At 68.3% G+C, this 15217-nt stretch carries 17 protein-coding genes; 10 read left to right on the plus strand and 7 right to left on the minus strand.

What is annotated here, in order from left to right; translation table 11 throughout:
• Positions 1-11: 11 nt before the first annotated feature.
• A complete protein-coding gene (locus GZ67_RS0103160; RefSeq protein WP_029263189.1) occupies positions 12-530 on the plus strand; it encodes a helix-turn-helix domain-containing protein in 519 nt (172 codons plus the stop codon).
• A gap of 228 nt (positions 531-758) precedes the next feature.
• Here GZ67_RS0103160 and GZ67_RS0103165 read toward each other — a convergent pair whose 3' ends face one another.
• From GZ67_RS0103165 to GZ67_RS0103180, 4 genes are all read right to left on the minus strand, one after another.
• A complete protein-coding gene (locus GZ67_RS0103165; RefSeq protein WP_051662307.1) occupies positions 759-2102 on the minus strand; it encodes a threonine/serine ThrE exporter family protein in 1344 nt (447 codons plus the stop codon).
• A gap of 1 nt (position 2103) precedes the next feature.
• Positions 2104-3459 (minus strand): anaerobic C4-dicarboxylate transporter family protein, encoded by a 1356-nt coding sequence (locus GZ67_RS0103170; protein WP_029263187.1) that lies wholly within the window; start codon positions 3457-3459, stop codon positions 2104-2106.
• Positions 3456-4196: a peptidase E gene (locus GZ67_RS0103175; RefSeq protein ID WP_029263186.1), complete on the minus strand. Its 741-nt coding sequence runs from the start codon at positions 4194-4196 to the stop codon at positions 3456-3458. Before GZ67_RS0103175 ends, GZ67_RS0103170 begins: the two co-directional genes overlap by 4 nt.
• A 105-nt stretch (positions 4197-4301) precedes the next feature.
• Entirely contained in the window at positions 4302-5039 is a 738-nt protein-coding gene (locus tag GZ67_RS0103180; protein ID WP_029263185.1) for an SGNH/GDSL hydrolase family protein, read from the minus strand.
• A gap of 173 nt (positions 5040-5212) precedes the next feature.
• Between GZ67_RS0103180 and wecB the strand changes: the two genes are divergently transcribed.
• The 6 genes from wecB (at position 5213) to GZ67_RS0103210 (ending at position 10567) form a co-directional block, all read left to right on the plus strand.
• Complete coding sequence (gene wecB, locus GZ67_RS0103185; RefSeq protein ID WP_029263184.1) at positions 5213-6364, plus strand: non-hydrolyzing UDP-N-acetylglucosamine 2-epimerase; 1152 nt, start codon at positions 5213-5215, stop codon at positions 6362-6364.
• Between the two features lie 36 nt (positions 6365-6400).
• Positions 6401-7747, plus strand: a complete 1347-nt coding sequence (locus tag GZ67_RS0103190) for a glycosyltransferase (protein WP_029263183.1) — start codon at positions 6401-6403, stop codon at positions 7745-7747.
• Positions 7747-8277, plus strand: a complete 531-nt coding sequence (locus GZ67_RS0103195) for a hypothetical protein (protein WP_029263182.1) — start codon at positions 7747-7749, stop codon at positions 8275-8277. Before GZ67_RS0103190 ends, GZ67_RS0103195 begins: the two co-directional genes overlap by 1 nt.
• 159 nt (positions 8278-8436) lie before the next feature.
• Positions 8437-9567: an MFS transporter gene (locus GZ67_RS0103200; RefSeq protein WP_029263181.1), complete on the plus strand. Its 1131-nt coding sequence runs from the start codon at positions 8437-8439 to the stop codon at positions 9565-9567.
• A 37-nt stretch (positions 9568-9604) separates the two neighbouring features.
• Positions 9605-10132, plus strand: coding sequence for a hypothetical protein (locus GZ67_RS0103205; RefSeq protein WP_029263180.1), 528 nt, complete (start codon positions 9605-9607; stop codon positions 10130-10132).
• A 9-nt stretch (positions 10133-10141) separates the two neighbouring features.
• Positions 10142-10567, plus strand: coding sequence for a hypothetical protein (locus GZ67_RS0103210; protein ID WP_029263179.1), 426 nt, complete (start codon positions 10142-10144; stop codon positions 10565-10567).
• A 10-nt stretch (positions 10568-10577) separates the two neighbouring features.
• Here GZ67_RS0103210 and GZ67_RS0103215 read toward each other — a convergent pair whose 3' ends face one another.
• The 3 genes from GZ67_RS0103215 to GZ67_RS0103230 all read right to left on the minus strand — a co-directional run bounded on the left by GZ67_RS0103215 (position 10578) and on the right by GZ67_RS0103230 (position 12985).
• Entirely contained in the window at positions 10578-10910 is a 333-nt protein-coding gene (locus GZ67_RS0103215) for a hypothetical protein (RefSeq protein WP_029263178.1), read from the minus strand.
• Between the two features lie 194 nt (positions 10911-11104).
• Positions 11105-11743 (minus strand): hypothetical protein, encoded by a 639-nt coding sequence (locus tag GZ67_RS0103225; protein ID WP_136025700.1) that lies wholly within the window; start codon positions 11741-11743, stop codon positions 11105-11107.
• 237 nt (positions 11744-11980) lie between these two features.
• Positions 11981-12985 carry a magnesium and cobalt transport protein CorA gene (locus tag GZ67_RS0103230; protein WP_029263176.1) on the minus strand — a complete coding sequence of 335 codons (1005 nt, stop codon included), beginning with the start codon at positions 12983-12985 and terminating at the stop codon, positions 11981-11983.
• Positions 12986-13465: 480 nt separating this feature from the next.
• On the opposite strand from GZ67_RS0103230, the gene GZ67_RS20030 reads away from it, so the two are divergent.
• The 3 genes from GZ67_RS20030 to GZ67_RS0103245 form a co-directional block, all read left to right on the plus strand.
• Positions 13466-14032 carry a SipW-dependent-type signal peptide-containing protein gene (locus GZ67_RS20030; RefSeq protein WP_029263175.1) on the plus strand — a complete coding sequence of 189 codons (567 nt, stop codon included), beginning with the start codon at positions 13466-13468 and terminating at the stop codon, positions 14030-14032.
• 19 nt (positions 14033-14051) lie between these two features.
• Complete coding sequence (locus GZ67_RS20035; protein ID WP_051662308.1) at positions 14052-14675, plus strand: SipW-dependent-type signal peptide-containing protein; 624 nt, start codon at positions 14052-14054, stop codon at positions 14673-14675.
• Positions 14672-15217, plus strand: a 546-nt coding sequence (locus GZ67_RS0103245; protein ID WP_081859862.1) for a signal peptidase I, incomplete at its 3' end; no start/stop codon positions are given. The genes GZ67_RS20035 and GZ67_RS0103245, both read left to right, overlap by 4 nt.

The raw sequence follows: 15217 nt of genomic DNA on the forward strand, positions 1-15217 counted from the left end.
GGAGGATCGCAATGACCGCGCGAGTGCAGAACACCACTGTCTCCCCCGAGCCGGGTCACGCCGCGAGTATTGCTTCGCTCCTGCGTTTTATGGAAGAGCACGAAGCTGCGCATGGTCCGCAGCACGGAGAAGCAGCGCGACCTCAGTTCTTCCTCAGCGGCTCCGGCGAACACGATCGTGTCGAGATCAACGAGCAGCTCTACGGAGTACTGAAGCAGGCGGTCGAGGCTCTGAACCGAGGACAGTCTGTGCGCATCGCTGCTAGCGACCAGCAGGTCACGACACAGCAGGCTGGCGAGATACTCGGCATCAGCCGACCGACTGTCGTGCAGCTGGTCGAGACCGGAGAGCTGCCGGCGCACGTGCCGGGTACCGTGAGGCGAAAGCTCCTGCTTTCGGACGTTTTGGCTTATCGGGACAAGATCCATGCTCGACGAACGGCGTTCATCGCTGAGAGCGCGAAGGAGTTCGGCGATCTCGACCAAGACGAGGTGAAGGGCCTGCTTCACAAGGCGAAGAAGACGCTCTAGCTTGCGGAGCTCCGCGACCGGCGCGACATGGACGACGTCGAAGCGATCCTGGGGGCTCTTGTCTAGGTCTCGATCGCGATCACGCGTTCACCGTCTTGTGCTCCCGACGCGTCGGTGGACGCAGATGCATCGTGGCCAACGCCAGCACGAAGAGAGAAGGCACGAAGAGGCGATCGTCCGGCGGCTCCTGACGCGGGCCGGCGTGGCCCGCTAGCCGGTCCGCGTCGCCTACCTCCGGCGATCCGCCCGGTTCAGGCCCAGCCGCCGCCAGGGCTCGGTGAGCCGCGACCAGACGGTCGGCTCCCTTTCCGCTTCCGGTGCGGCGGGCAGCGCCACGGCGAACTGCACGAACTCCTCGGCCCCGTGATGCACCACCCGGTACAGCGCGGTGCCGATCAGCACGCCGAGGGCGATCGACATGATCGAGGTGAGCGCCGCCGTGAAGTCGGCGAGCCCGTTGTCGGTCGCGAACGCCTCGGTGAGGCCCACGAGCCCGGCAGCCCCCGGCACGAGCAGCCAGAACGCGGGGAGGAACGTGAGTTGCGACGGAGCCCCGTGGCGTAGGCCTGCGATCCAGAACACGACCGGGGTGACGGCGACGGCTCCCACGAAACCGCCGATCGTGGGGTCGATGAACTCGGTCCCCGCCCACTGGCCGACGTACGCGACGACCAGCGCGAGGAGCACCCATCCGAAGGTCGAGGCGGGCGCGGAGAAGTGCAGGTAGTTGCCGACCGCGAACACGAGGACACCGAGGAAGCCGACCCACCAGGGAAGGAAAGCGGAGGCGGGGAGCGGCTCGTATGACCGCGACTCCACCCCGACGACCGCACCGGCGGCGAGGATGCCGAAGGCCAGCAGCGCGAGCTGCACGAAACCGTAGACGAGACGCGCGGCCCCTGAGATCATCTGCCCCGCGGCGAGTTCGACGGTCGCGGTGGTGAGCACGCCTCCGGGCAGGAAGGTCACCAGCGGCGCGATCAGCAGACGGATGGGGTCGCCGATCTCGATCACCTCGGCGAGGAGGAAGACGGCGCCCGCGCACACGAAGGCCGCCGCGATCGGCAGGATCAGCTGCAGGGTCGGGGACCGCACGAGCTTCAGCAGTCCGATCCCGAAGCCGAGGATGAACGCGACGATCACGCCCTGCCAGGTCGGGGCCAGGAGCAGTGCGAGACCGGCGGTGAGCACGCCGTGTCCGAGCGTGCGGGTGAACCAGCCGAGTCGCGGCCGCATCGCCCCGATCTCGTTCAGCCGGCGGATGCCGTCGAGCGGCGGGACCGCACCGGTCCGTGCTTCGCCGATCAGGTCGTACAGCGCGGCGATCTGATCGAACCGGAACGAGGCGTTGGTCGCCGAGCGGATGGCGACCCTGGACTCATCCGACTCGCCGGTCTCGACGAGGATGATCGTCGGCAGCACGACGAAGTCCGTGTCGTCGCCGCCGTAGGCCCGCGCCACGTCGGTGAGCGTGTCGCGGATGCGGTCGACGGACTCCGCCGACGCGTTCATCCCCTGCGCCAGCCCGAGCAGGAACTGGCGGAGCGCCGAACGGTCGACGGTGTCGGTCATGTCAGCTGATGAGGAAGGAGAGGCCCACCCCGACGACGATGGCGACGCCCACGTAGACGAGGTTCGGCAGCTGGAACGAGTGGTCGAAGACGTACTTGCCCATCTTCGTCGTGCCGGTCTGGTCGAAGGCGACGGTGGCGACCTGGCTGCCGTTGGCGGGCAGGGTGTAGATGCCCATCGTCGAGGGCCACAGTCCCACCAGCAGCGGCGCCGGGAGCCCGATCGTGATGCCGATCGGGACGATCGCATTGGTCGCACTCGATTGGCTGGTGGTGAGCATCGCGACCGCGAACAGCGCCATTGCGAACAGCAGTGCCCCGAGGAACGCCGACGATCCGGAGACGACGGATCCGAGCCCGTCGACGATGAGCGTCTGGTTCGCCGCGACGAACGTGTTGGCGAGCCACGCGATACCGAAGAGGGCGATCGCACCGACGATGCCGGCGGGGAACGTGGGCTGCTTGGGGACGTCGGCGGCCTTGACCTTGCAGAAGACGAAGATCAGGGCGGCGATGATGCCCATCGTGACCTCGATGATGACCGTGACACTGAGACGCACCGGGTCGCCGGCGTCGTCGGTGCCGATCACGGGGCGCAGTCCCTCGAACAGGCCGAAGAACACGATCACCCCGACGCCGATGAGGAAGAGCGTGGCCGAGAGCACGGCGGTCTTCGGAAGCTTGTTCTCGTGCGCGTCGGTCTGCGGCGGCTTGATCTGCCCCTCCTTCAGACGGCGCTGGAACTCCGGGTCGTCCTCGAGGTCCTTGCCGTGGCGCATCATGACGAGCGCGGCGACGAACAGCCCGGCGATGGAGGCCGGCCACATGATGAGCAGCAGCTGGCCGAGGTCGACGCCCTGCGGCGCGAGCAGCACGACCATCGAGGCGGTCGCTGCCGAGACGGGAGAGCACAGGATGCCGACCTGCGAGGCGACGGCCGAGACCGACAGCGCCCGCTCGGGGCGGATCTTCTGCTGGTACGAGACGTCGTAGATCACGGGCAGCAGCGGGTAGAAGATGTTCCCCGTACCGGCGCCGACCGTGAAGAGGAACGACATCGCCGGGGCGAGGAACACGACCGATTTCGGCTTGCGTCTGATCACCTTCGCCGCGACCGAGACCATCCAGTCGATGCCGCCGGCCGCTTGCATGGTGGACGCCGCGGTGATGACCGTGATGACGATGAAGACCGCGTCGACCGGGGCGTTGCCCGGCGCTTCGCCGAACACGAAGATGAGCACGGCCACGCCGACCAGGCCCCAGACACCGAGGCCGATCCCGCTCGTGCGGGTGCCCATGTAGATCGCGCCGATGACGACGATCAGCTGCGCGATGAGGATCCACACGTTGTCGTTCATGACGACGGTCCCTTCACGATCGGGGCGTTCCCCGTGAGTACCTTCGTCGCGAGCTGCGTCTCGACGATCTTCCCGTCGATCGCCTCGACCCGCAGCGCCAGAGCATCCTCGACCGGGCTGATCGCGGTGACGAACTCGGAGTTCTCGAAGTGCAGCGACTGCAGGTTGCCGACCGCGTATCCGGTCGAGAGCTCGCCGCTCAACAGCGAGGCGTGGAAGAGCGGACGCCGCTGATCCTCGGCGTCGTAGTGCGGGCAGAAGCTGCCGTGCAGGAAGCCGAGCCCCTCGGGCAGCACCTGCAGGGTCGGACCGTAGCTGTCGGTCGTGCCGCCCTCGAACCAGCAGATGCCGCCGGCGCTGCCTCCGGTGAACACGACGTTCGAGTCGGGGTCCTCCCACATCTCGCGCATGATCTCGTCCAGGCCCTGCCGCTTCCACACGTCGAGCATGTTCGCGGTGTTGCCGCCGCCGACGTGGATCACGTCGAAGCCCTTCACGAAGCCCGCGAGGTCGTCCACCGCCCGGTGGAACAGCGGCAGATGGTGCGGCGCGCACCGGTCCGAGTCGTACGTGGAATAGAAGCTCAGGATGTACGCGGCATCATCGCCGGTCGCCGTGCCGACGAAGAGGACCCGGGGTCGCTCCTTGCCGGTCAGCTCGAGGATGTAGTCGTGCGTCGGATCGGTCCGACGCTCCATCATGGCCTTCCCGGCCCCTGTTGCGACGACGTGCGACATGCCCCACCTCACTGTCGAGTGCGAATGCGCTCAACCTAGTGGTGCGCTGAGTCCGGCGTCCAGAGTGATTTCACCCCGGCAGGGCGACCCGTCGGCGGGGCGTGTTCAGCCGTTGACGCGGGCCGTGGCGACGAGCCCTTCGAGCAGAGCGTGCGTGCGCGCACGAGGCCCGTCGGGGCGGAGGCCGAGCACGTTCGCGAGTTCGAGGGCCAGGGCGGCGTGGCCGGTCGCGCTCGGGTGGAACGGGTCGTTCATGAGTCCCCAGGGGACTCCGCCCGCGCCGAGCTCGGCGAAGCGCGCGAACTGGTCGACGAGGATCACGTCTTCGCTCGCGGCGACCTCGCGCACGGCCTGGGCGAACTCGCCGATCCGCGCGCGCTCCGGGGCATTGCGGGTGTCGATCGCCGGCGGGGTCTGCAGCACGGGGATCGCCCCGAGCGCGCGCACCCGCGCCACGAAGTCCCGCAGCGATGCGGCGTAGTCCGCCGCCGAGATCACCTCGCGGGGGCCGCCGTCCGAGGCGTCGTTGGTGCCGATCATGAGGGTGACCACATCCGGCCGCCAGGACGCGACGCGGCGGTCCCAGTCATCGAGCAGGTCGACGATGCGGTTGCCGCTGATCGCCGTGTTCAGCACGATGTCGCGCACGCGCTCCCGCTCGCCGCGGATCAGCTCGTGCAGGTGCTCCGGATAGCTGCGCCCGCCCTGGGTGTGCACCAGGCCGTGCGTGATCGAGTCGCCCGTGATGATCCAGTTCAGCGGAGCCGGATCGGCCAGAGCGGCGGCGAGGCGACCGAGCTCGGAGGCGGCGGATGCGGGGGCGGAGGATGCGGCGTTCGACACGGCTCGAGCCTATCGGCGGAGCAGCTCCCGTCGACGAATGCCGGAACGTCGATATACGTGCCCGGATCCACGCGCTGGGCGGACGCGGCGACACGTACTGTCGGTCCGGACCCACCGGAAATCACTCATCACGTCGGCCACGGGAAGCCTCCCGGGGGCCGATCGAGGTACCCATGAACAAGTGCTCGACACCGACCGCGCCCGCCCACCTGCCGAAGTCCTCGGTGATGATCGTGTTCGGAACCCGTCCCGAGATCGTCAAGCTCGCCCCGCTGGTCCGCAGCCTCGGCGATGCCGCCTACGTCGTCCACACCGGTCAGCATTATGACCGCGACATGTCGGCCGTGTTCCTGAAATCGTGCGGAATCACGCGGGTGCACCGCCAGCTTCGTGTGGGCGGGCTCCCGCGGGCCGCGCAGATCGGCCGCGGGGCCGAGCAGATCGCGCAGGCGATCGACGAGGTCGAGCCGAGCTACGTCGTCGTGCAGGGAGACACGAATGCCACGATCGCGGCCGCGCTCGCCGCGAACGCCTCGGGTGTGCGGCTCGGGCACGTCGAAGCGGGGCTGCGCGCCAACGATCGCCGGATGCCCGAAGAGCACAACCGGATCATGGTCGACCACATCGCCGACGACCTGTTCGCGGCGACCCAGGCGAACCGCGCCAACCTGCTCGCGGAGGGCATCGACGAGGAGCGCATCCATGTGACCGGGAATCCCGTGGTCGAAGCCGTCCGCACGCAGCGCGCCGCCGCCGGCCCTGACGTCGACGAGCTGGAGCGCATCGATGTCGAGCCTGCGGAATACGTGCTCGCGACCCTGCACCGGCAGGAGAACGTCGATTCTGCGGACAACCTCTTCGCGACGCTGCACGCACTCAACGACATCGCCGCATCGGGGTGGCCGGTCGTCTTCCCCGTGCACCCGCGGACCCGGGCGATGCTGAGGGCACTCGACGCGGAGCACCTGCTCGACGCGCTGATCGCCGAAGAGCCATACACCTACGAGCGATTCCTCGCGCTCGCTTCGCACGCCGCCGTGCTGGTCTCCGATTCCGGCGGCATCCAGGAGGAGGCGACGGTGCTCGGGCGCCCGGTCCTCGTGGTCCGGGACTCGACCGAACGTCCCGAGGCGCTCGGTTCCTTCACCCGTCTGGTCACCCCGCAGACCCTCGCGACAGAGACCTCCGCCCTGCTCTCGACGGTGACCCGCACCCTCGCCGACCTCGATGCCCTGCCGTCGCCGTTCGGCGACGGCCATGCCACGGAGCGCATCGCGGAGCACATCCGATCCGCCGTCTCGACCGCCCGTGACGAGAGTGCATGATGCGTCGTCGGATGTCCGCCACTGTTCGAGGTCGCGATGCTCGTCGCCGCTAGCGCCATATCGTTCATCGTCACGCTGACGTTCCTCGTCTACGTCTTCATGATCATCGTTCCCTTCCTCCGCCGCACTCCGGACCCCGATGGCCGCGTGGATGCCTTCGCATGGCACATCTTCGTGCCGTGCCGGGATGAGGAGGTCGTCATCTCGCGAACCATCCGGATGCTCCGCTCCACGGTGCCGGAGGCACACGTCTGGGTGATCGACGACGACAGCGACGACCGCACCGCGTCGATCGTCCAGTCGGCCGCCGAGGCGGACGCCTTCGTGCACCTCGTCCAGCGCCGGCGCCCCGAGGCGAGGACCGGCAAAGGGGATGCGCTCAATGCCGCGTACTTCGCGCTGAACGCGTTCCTCCCCGCCGACACCGACCGTTCGCGCGTCGTCGTGTGCGTCGTCGATGCCGATGGCGAGGTGGCCGAGAACATCCTCCGCAAGGCCGCCTCACCCCACGCGTTCGGAGATCCCGAAGTCGGGGCGGCGCAGGTCACCGTCTACATGAAGAACCGCGACGATCGGCGCCCGGTCCCGGACGCCGGGTGGGCCCGCAACACGTTCGGACGATTCCTCATCCGGATGCAGGACCTCGAGTTCCGCGGGCCGATCGCCGCGATCCAATCCCTCCGCGGCTGGACCGAGACCGTCGGCCTCGGCGGCAACGGCCAGTTCACGCGCCTGTCGGTTCTGGACGACATCGCCGCGAGATCCGACAGGCCGTGGCACGGCTCTCTTCTGGAGGACTACGAGCTGGGCATCCACGTGCTGCTGGCGGGGCATAAGAACCGTCACCTGCATGACACCTACGTCGCCCAGGAGGCGCTGCACGATTTCCGACGGTTCACGGTCCAACGCACGCGCTGGGCGCAGGGGAACATGCAGTGCATCCGGTACATCCCCGAGATCGTCCGATCTCCCATGCTCACGAACGCCGGCATTCTCGAGATCTGCTACTACCTGCTTCTCCCGGTCTTCCAGGTGGTGGCCAGCCTCGCCGCTGTGACCCTGGTCGTCGGGGCGATCGTGGGAGTGGTCTCCGGGGCGCTCGCCCTCCCCTGGGGCTTCCTGCCCGTCCTCGCCATCCTCTTCCTCCTCTTCGGCATCGGCCCCTTCTTCATCTGGGGGCCGCTCTACCGTCGGTACAGCGAGCCCGATGCCGGATTCTGGACGGGCGTCCTCTGGGGATTCGGGATGTGGGTGTACGACTACTACGTCTATCTGACGGGTGCCCGCGCGCTCTATCGGATCGTCCGGGGCCGGAACGGGTGGGCGAAGACCCGCCGCAACGCGGAGATCGATGTGGCCGGTCCGATCGCGAAGGACGCCTGATGTCACGCACCGCTTCGCTGCCTCCCCGCGTTCGCGTCCGGACTCCTCGCCGCTCCTCGCTCGCGATGAAGGTACGGCTGTTCGTGGGAGTGGGGTTGATCGCCGCCGCTGTCGTGCTCGTCTTCCTGGTGCCGCAGGTCGTCTTTCTGGAAACGGAGGTCGCTCGCCTCTGGCTGCCCACGATCACCCCTGGCGCGTTCACCGCGGCGGTCGAATCCCCGGTGGCTTTCCTTGCCGCGCCGCTGTGGGGGCTCGGGGGTGTGATCCTGGCGGCGACCCGCGTCAGCGGGGTGCGGGTGTGCGTGTCGGTGGTCCTCTCCACCGTGCTGATCCTGGTGACGAACCAGGTGCGACTCGGCGTCTTCGCACGGGCAGCGGTGACGGCGGGATCCGCGGAGGGTTACGAGGTCGCCCTGCGTCTGGGTGGGTCCGTACTGAGCATCGTCGGGTTCAGCGCCGCCTACCTGGTCTTCGTGATCGTGATCGCCGACCTGCCACTGTTCGGCCGGAGGCGGATGCCGACAGGCTGAGCCTCGTCGGATACGCTGGGCGGGTGAGCCCTGAGTCGGATAGACGCTAGATCGCGGGTGTGAGCACACGTCGTGTGCTCCCCGCATCCTCGTCGACCTCACTCACCCGCCGCTCGGCGCGTTTCGCAGCGCCCGCGGCTCTGCGCGTCTGGATGCTCCATGCCGTTCCTCATCCCCGTCCTCGCTCTGGCGATCTTCGCCCAGGGCACCAGCGAGTTCATGCTCGCCGGTCTTCTCCTCCCCCTGTCCGCCGATCTCGACGTCGACCCTCCGACCGCCGCCCTGCTGACCTCCGCCTTCGCGGTGGGCATGGTGGTGGGCGCGCCGCTGATGGCGGTGTTCGCCAGCCGCTGGCGTCCGCGGCAGACGCTCGTGCTGCTCCTCGTGATCTTCATCGCCGCGCACGTGGTCGGTGCGCTCGCACCGTCGTTCTCACTGCTCCTCGTCACCCGGGTGCTCGCCGCCCTGGCGAACGCCGGATTCCTGGCGATCGCGCTGGCCACCGTGCGCGGCATCGTCGCGCCGGCGCAGACGACCAGGGCCGTCGCCGTCCTGCTCGCGGGCACGACGCTCGCGACGATCGTGGGCGTCCCCGCCGGCGCGATGCTCGCGAACGCCTTCGGATGGCGTTCCACCCTCTGGGCCGTGGTGCTGCTCTGCCTCCCGGCCGTCGTCGCGCTGCTCTTGGACCGCACGCTCGGCGCCGTTCCGCGCTCGCCGCGGATCGACGTGCGCGCCGAGGTCGCCGAGCTGCGCCGTCGTCCGGTGCTCGTGGCCGTGGTGCTGGCGGTGCTCGTGAACGCCGCGACCTTCGGGGTGTTCACGTTCCTCGCCGTCATCGGGGCGGATGCCGGGGTCGGGGCATCCTGGATCCCGCTGCTCCTCGCCGTGTTCGGGGTCGGGGCCTTTCTCGGGGTGGCCGCCACCGGTCGATGGGGTGCCCGCTGGGCGCGCACATGGATCGTGGTCGGTGCCGCGGCCACGACCGTCGTCTGGGTGGTCTTCGGCCTCGCCGCCGCGTCGGTGTCGGCCGTGTTCCTCGGGGCGCTGATCGGCGGGCTGCTGTCGTTCGCGGTCGGCTCCGCCCTGATCGCGCGCATCGTCGGTGAGGCCGAAGGTGCACCGGTGCTCGGCGGTGCCTATGCCACGGCGGCGTTGAACCTCGGCGCGGTCTGCGGTCCGGTGCTCGCCGGGATCGGGTATTCGGGCGTCGGTGCGCCGGGCGTGCTGTTCGTCGCGGCGGGGATCACCGCCGTCGGCGTGATGCTCACGCCGCTGCTGAGACGATGATCGCCCCGTAGCGCAATGGATGCGAAAGACTGGGGGCATGACTTCGCCTGTGCTCGACTCGCTCCTCGCCCGCATCGTCGAGAGCGGGCTGCTCGAAGACCCGATCGCCGAGAACGGTCTCGTCTACGGACGGGCGAGCATCGATGCGGCCGGCACCGTCGTGAACGTGAACGTCGACCCGGAACTCGACGAGCACCCGGAGGACGTCGATCACGAGGCGCTGATCGCGGCGGTGTCGCGCATCCTCTCGGTCGGCGAGTCCCGGTGGCGGGCCATCGTCGACGAGGTCGCCACCGACATCGATGACGCCGTCGATGACGAGCCCGTCATCGAGCAGATCGACCTGCGCGACGACCTCGAGGCGACATCGGTCGTCGTCTTCGCCGATGCCGTGCTGCTCGCGTTCCTCGCGCCGAAGCAGTTCCCGGACTCGCGGATCCTCGTGCAGCTCGACGAGGAGCTCGAGGTCGAGGGCGTCGAGGTGCGCGAGCTCGACGGCACCGAGACCGTCGACTTCGACACCCTCGACGATCTGCTCGACGAGATCAGCCGCGCCGACGACTGATCTCGTCGCGTGGAAGACATCGCCGCTTCTCGCTCGGCCTCACCGCTCGCATCTCGCCGCCCGGGGCGGGGGAGCATCCTGCTGTCCGCGGTCGGCGCGGCGGCGGTCGGCGTCGTGGTGACGTGGTGGATCACGACCGCGCAACGCGTGTCCGTGGTATCCGATGCCGACCTCTCATCCGTGCCGTTCGGGTTTCCGCTGACCTGGATCACGCAGGACCACTCGTCGAATCCCTTCACGGCGTATCCGGCCGACGTCGCCCTGCGGCTCACCGGTCGCACCGGCATCCCCTATCCGACTTCGTACGAGTGGCTGCCCTTCATCGGTGACGCGCTGATCTGGGGTGCGGTGTTCTGGGTGCTCGGGATGGTCGTTCTTCCGGTCGTGGTCCGAACGATGCGCGCGAGGTCAGGCCCCGACCGTCCACGCTCTTGAGGGCAGGCGACTATCCGAGGTTCAGCGCGCCGTTCATCACGAGATTCGTGATGAGGAGGGCGATCAGTGTGATCGTGATGCCCGCTGCCGGGAAAAGCCAGGCCAAACGGAGTCGAGATCTCGTGAAGAAGTACGCGCCTGTGGTGACGATGAAGACGATCAGGTCAGTCATCCAGAATCCGCGGGTTACGGTCTCGAGTGTCGGGTAGTCGCAGTGACCGGAGCAGCCCGCGATCTCGAGGGTCCGTGCCAGAACGACCAGCGCAGACACGACCGCCACGAAGAGACTCACCCACGCCAGGTTGTCACCGATCTGCGGTTGCGCGCTGCGCTGGTCGTTCATTTTGCTCCTATGCCTCGGCTTGCGAGGTCAGCGTGTGCTGGATCCAGCCCGCGACTGAGTTCGCGGTCTGAGCGTATGAGATTCGACCCTTGAAGCAGGCGAAGAAGTGCCGCTGCCGCATCCCGCCGCCATCGCCCATGCCCCCGCGATGCAGCCAGCGAGGACGGCCACCGCGCCTTTGCCACCTTCAGCGATCAGTGCGAACTGATCCGCCGGTCGCCCGCTGTGGTCAGTGGCGCACTCGAACACGTGGCGTAGAGGTCGGGGCCTTCATCGGTGAGGAAGGGGAATGCGAATTCTGGATTGTCGCGAAGATAATTCTCCAGAGAGTATGACGGATCGAGAGCGCCTAAGCGGATGAGGCAGTCGTAGATGAGTTCATTGGGGTCGCGGTTGCTCGGATTCTGCCGCTGGCTGTGCCACAGGCGGCCGAGTACCGTCTCGCCGGATTCGCCTTCGCATTCCTTCATCGCGTCCTGCACGCGTTCGTCCGAGAGACCGGCGCCGCGTTCGACACCGTAGGCGCCGTCCTCTTCGTACTCCACGAGTTCGATGTCGTGCTCATCGAGGCAATCGTCGAAGCGCTTGACCACCTCCGCCCACTCTTGTTCGGTGATCTCCTCATCGCGGATCACATCGCGGACAAAGTCGATATCGGCACTCAGCCACGTCTCTCGGTACTCGTCCGCATAGGTGCCCGTGAAGCGCGGAACGTCCCCTTCGGCGATGGAGGCGTCGGGTGTTGACCCACCAGGCGAGCAGGCGGTCAATGACGCCAGGCTGAGCGCGACACAAGCAGCAGCCATGCTCAATCTGGGAATGCCTGACATCACGACTTCGAACCTCACCCTGGGGTCAGTAGGAGCGCCAGCGATCCCTGGCGCTCCTCGAAGCTAGCCCGACGTGCGCTATTGAACCAGTGTGCTGAGAGCCGCAATATCAATACTCTGAGATGCGCCACACAGGTGAATGTGTTGCAGCTCGGATGCAGGCGGAGAACTCCGCGTCGGGCGGAAGAATGCACCTGGATCCTCCGCCCGACGGCGAGTTCTCCGCCCGTCGCGGTGGCGCTACAGCCACTTCTTGTAGCGGAAGACCCCGTAGAGCGCGACGGCGAACGCGGCCATCGCACCGATCGCCATCGGATACCCGAAGGCCCAGTGCAGCTCGGGCATCACGTCGAAGTTCATGCCGTACACCGTGCCGACCAGCGTCGGCGCGAAGATGATCGCCGCCCAGGAGGAGATCTTCTTGATCTCGTCGTTCTGCGCCAGCCCGGCCTCGGTCTGGCGGCGGGCGACCAGCGCGGAGTGCACGGTCAGCGCGTTCTCGAGGATCGCCCGGAACGAGTCGACCCGCTCGTTGACGCGGATCGTGTGGTCGAGCACATCGCGCAGCGACCGCTGCAGCTCCTCGTCGATGCGGTACTTCTCCGACCCGCGGCGCAGCCACTCCAGCATCCCGCTCAGGGGATGCACGGCCCGCTGGAAGTTGATGACCTCGCGGGAGAGCTCGTAGATACGGCGGGAGAGCGCGCTGTCGTCATCGCCGTCGCCGAAGAGTTCGTCCTCGATCTCGTCGATGTCGTTCAGCAGACCCGCCACGATCGGCTCGTACCCGTCGACGACCTCATCGAGGATCGCGTAGAGCACCGCCTCGGGGCCCATCGCGAGCAGTTCGGGGTTGGCCTCCATGCGCATACGCACGGCAGCGAGGTTCGGCGACTCGGCGTGCCGGATCGTCACCACGAAGTCGGGGCCGACGAACAGGTGCAGTTCGCCGAACTCGATCGACTCCTCCTTGTCGCGGTAGCGGGCCGGCCGCAGCACGGCGAAAAGGGTGTCGCCGTAGCGCTCCACCTTCGAGCGCTGGTGCCCCGAGAGTGCATCCTCGACAGCGAGGGGGTGCAGGTCGAACTCCCGCGCGACGGAGGCGACCTCTTCCGGGCTGGGTCGATAGAGGCCGATCCAGGCGATGCCGCCGGCGGCATCCAGCATCCGGTAGGTCTCGTCCAGGTTCTTCGGGGTCTCCACGCGACGTCCGTGGACGTACACGCCGTTGTCGATGAGCGCCATGATGCGGCTCCGTTCTCGCAGGTGCACGGCAGCAGAGAGCTCCGTGCGCGGATTCGTCAGGGGGCGGATGACGCCGCCGACGGCTGCGGGAAGGACGTGCGAGAGCGGACCCGAGGGTCAACGCGTGAACGCAGGGAGTCTCGACGCAGCGAGGGCGGCGTCGTAACTATCACCGGACATCGCCATCACCGCCTTTCGGGACTCATTCGGGTCGAGCGACCCAACGGGCCAGCATACCCCCGTCGCCTGGGAAGAGGCGCCTGCCGAGAGTGCGGGGGCGGAGCACCGGTCGGACGGATGCACGCGTGCAGGCCCGACGAGCGGCGTGTCTCCCGACATCCGTCCGTTCTCCCGACATCCGTACCGCGGAGCCCGGAGGAGGTGCACACCCGGGCGGGTGACGCCGTCGAACATAGGCTTTTGCTGGATGAATCCTATGTATATGCTGCACGCGGGGGAGCAGGATGACCAGGAGGAATCATGGTACGAACTGTTCTGGAGGGGCCTGAGCACGCTGCTCAGACCCGGAGAAAGATCTACGCCGTCCTCGCCGGTGGGCTCGTCGTCGGCGTGGGATCCGCGCTGACACTCGCCGCGTGGAACGACTCGGAGTTCGCGACGAGCGACTTCGCCGCAGGAACCTTCGAATTCCAGGGATCGACCGACGGTGCGGCCTGGGCCGACCACGCCGTGGAGGGCGACGCGGCGGTGCTGACGTTCAGCACCGGCTTCGACAACCTCGCGCCGGACGACGTCGTGTACGCGCCCTTCGCGCTGCAACTGACCGCGGCCAGCACGTCTCCCGCGGGACTCACCGCCGTCGCGCCCGTCGTGACGGGTGACCTCGCCGGTCAGCTGACGTTCGGCGCAGTGTCCACGACGACCTTCGGATGCGATGAGACCGCGTTCGCCGGGGGGACGGCCGTGCCCGCCACCATGGATCCGGGCGACATCGTCTACCTGTGCCTGCAGGTCACCGCCGGTGCGACGATCACGCAGGGCGACACCGGCACCGCGGTCTGGCAGTGGGACGCCGTCTCGCAGTAGTCACCTCGGCACAGCCATCGTGGTTCGACAGGCGCGGGTTCGCGGCCTGAAGACGCTCACGCGTGTTCAGGCGCTGCTCGCGTGCGCGCTCCTGCTCGGCGTGGGCGCAGCGGGGAGCCTCGCCTCCTGGTCGGACAGCGAGCTGGCGGGCTCGCCGTTCACGGCGGGAAGTTTCGCCCTCGCATCGCGGACGGATGCCGGTGCCTTCACCGCGCACCCCGAGGATGCTGCCGCGGCGCTCAGCTGGACGCTGTCGCCGCTCTTCCCGGGGGAGAGTGCGGCCGCATGGGTGCAGGTCCAGGCGACCGGATCGGTGGACGGAGACGTGCTCCTCAGCGGGGTGTCGCTCGCGACCGAGCCCGCCGCGGGCAGTCCGGAGGAGGCGCTCCGGGATGCGCTCGTGGTCAGGGCATCGGTGACCTCGTCGACCGACCCCGCTCCGCCCGACTGCACCGCGAGCACACCGGGGGTCGAGGTGACGGGGCTCACCCAGATCCCGGTGCTCCCCGCGCAGCAGGTCGAACCGGCCGGCGGCTCCACCGTGACGTACTGCATCGTCCTGACGCTCCCGGCCGATGCGCCGGCGGCCGCCCAGGGCGCACAGCTCACGCCGACCTGGGTCCTCACGGGGAGCACGGGATGACGGCCTTCTCGCGCGGTGCTGCACGGGCGGGCCGCCTCGTCCGGGACATCCTGCTGGCCGCGGCGGCCGTCGGCGGAGCGGTGTGCCTTGTGTTCGCCCTGCTCGCCTTCACGGGCGGGTACTCGCTGATGATGTTCAAGACCGGCTCGATGTCGCCCACGATCCCGGCGGGTTCGGTCGCACTGGTCCAGCGGATCCCCGCGTCCGAGATCGCCGTCGGCGACGTCGTCACGGTCGACCGGGCAGGGACGCTGCCGATCACGCACCGGGTCACGAGCGTCGGCGAGGGGAGCGACGCAGCGGAACGCGTGATCACGATGCGCGGAGATGCAAACGCCGTGGACGATCCGATGCCGTACACGCTCACCGAGGCACGGATCGTGCGCGGGTCGGTGCCGTATCTCGCACCGGTGATCGCACAGTTCGGCAACCCCTGGGTGCTCGGATCGCTCACCCTCGCCACCGCGTTCCTCGTCGGCTGGGCCTTCTGGCCGAGGCGGCCGCGGACTGACGAGGCAGTGCCCCCGCCCCCGGATCCTGCC

Origin of the sequence: Microbacterium sp. Cr-K20, from assembly GCF_000708325.1 — a bacterium.
Lineage (GTDB): Bacteria > Actinomycetota > Actinomycetes > Actinomycetales > Microbacteriaceae > Microbacterium.

Bases quoted from the DNA above. Each gene is read 5' to 3' on its own strand.
- GZ67_RS0103175 (WP_029263186.1), bottom strand. From the start codon at position 4,196: ATGTCGCACGTCGTCGCAACAGGGGCCGGGAAGGCCATGATGGAGCGT.
- GZ67_RS0103190 (WP_029263183.1), top strand. From the start codon at position 6,401: ATGCTCGTCGCCGCTAGCGCCATATCGTTCATCGTCACGCTGACGTTC.
- GZ67_RS0103230 (WP_029263176.1), bottom strand. From the start codon at position 12,985: ATGGCGCTCATCGACAACGGCGTGTACGTCCACGGACGTCGCGTGGAG.
- GZ67_RS0103200 (WP_029263181.1), top strand. From the start codon at position 8,437: ATGCCGTTCCTCATCCCCGTCCTCGCTCTGGCGATCTTCGCCCAGGGC.
- GZ67_RS0103165 (WP_051662307.1), bottom strand. From the start codon at position 2,102: ATGACCGACACCGTCGACCGTTCGGCGCTCCGCCAGTTCCTGCTCGGG.
- GZ67_RS0103160 (WP_029263189.1), top strand. From the start codon at position 12: ATGACCGCGCGAGTGCAGAACACCACTGTCTCCCCCGAGCCGGGTCAC.
- GZ67_RS0103215 (WP_029263178.1), bottom strand. From the start codon at position 10,910: ATGAACGACCAGCGCAGCGCGCAACCGCAGATCGGTGACAACCTGGCG.
- GZ67_RS0103205 (WP_029263180.1), top strand. From the start codon at position 9,605: ATGACTTCGCCTGTGCTCGACTCGCTCCTCGCCCGCATCGTCGAGAGC.
- GZ67_RS0103170 (WP_029263187.1), bottom strand. From the start codon at position 3,459: ATGAACGACAACGTGTGGATCCTCATCGCGCAGCTGATCGTCGTCATC.
- GZ67_RS0103195 (WP_029263182.1), top strand. From the start codon at position 7,747: ATGTCACGCACCGCTTCGCTGCCTCCCCGCGTTCGCGTCCGGACTCCT.
- GZ67_RS20030 (WP_029263175.1), top strand. From the start codon at position 13,466: ATGGTACGAACTGTTCTGGAGGGGCCTGAGCACGCTGCTCAGACCCGG.
- wecB (WP_029263184.1), top strand. From the start codon at position 5,213: ATGAACAAGTGCTCGACACCGACCGCGCCCGCCCACCTGCCGAAGTCC.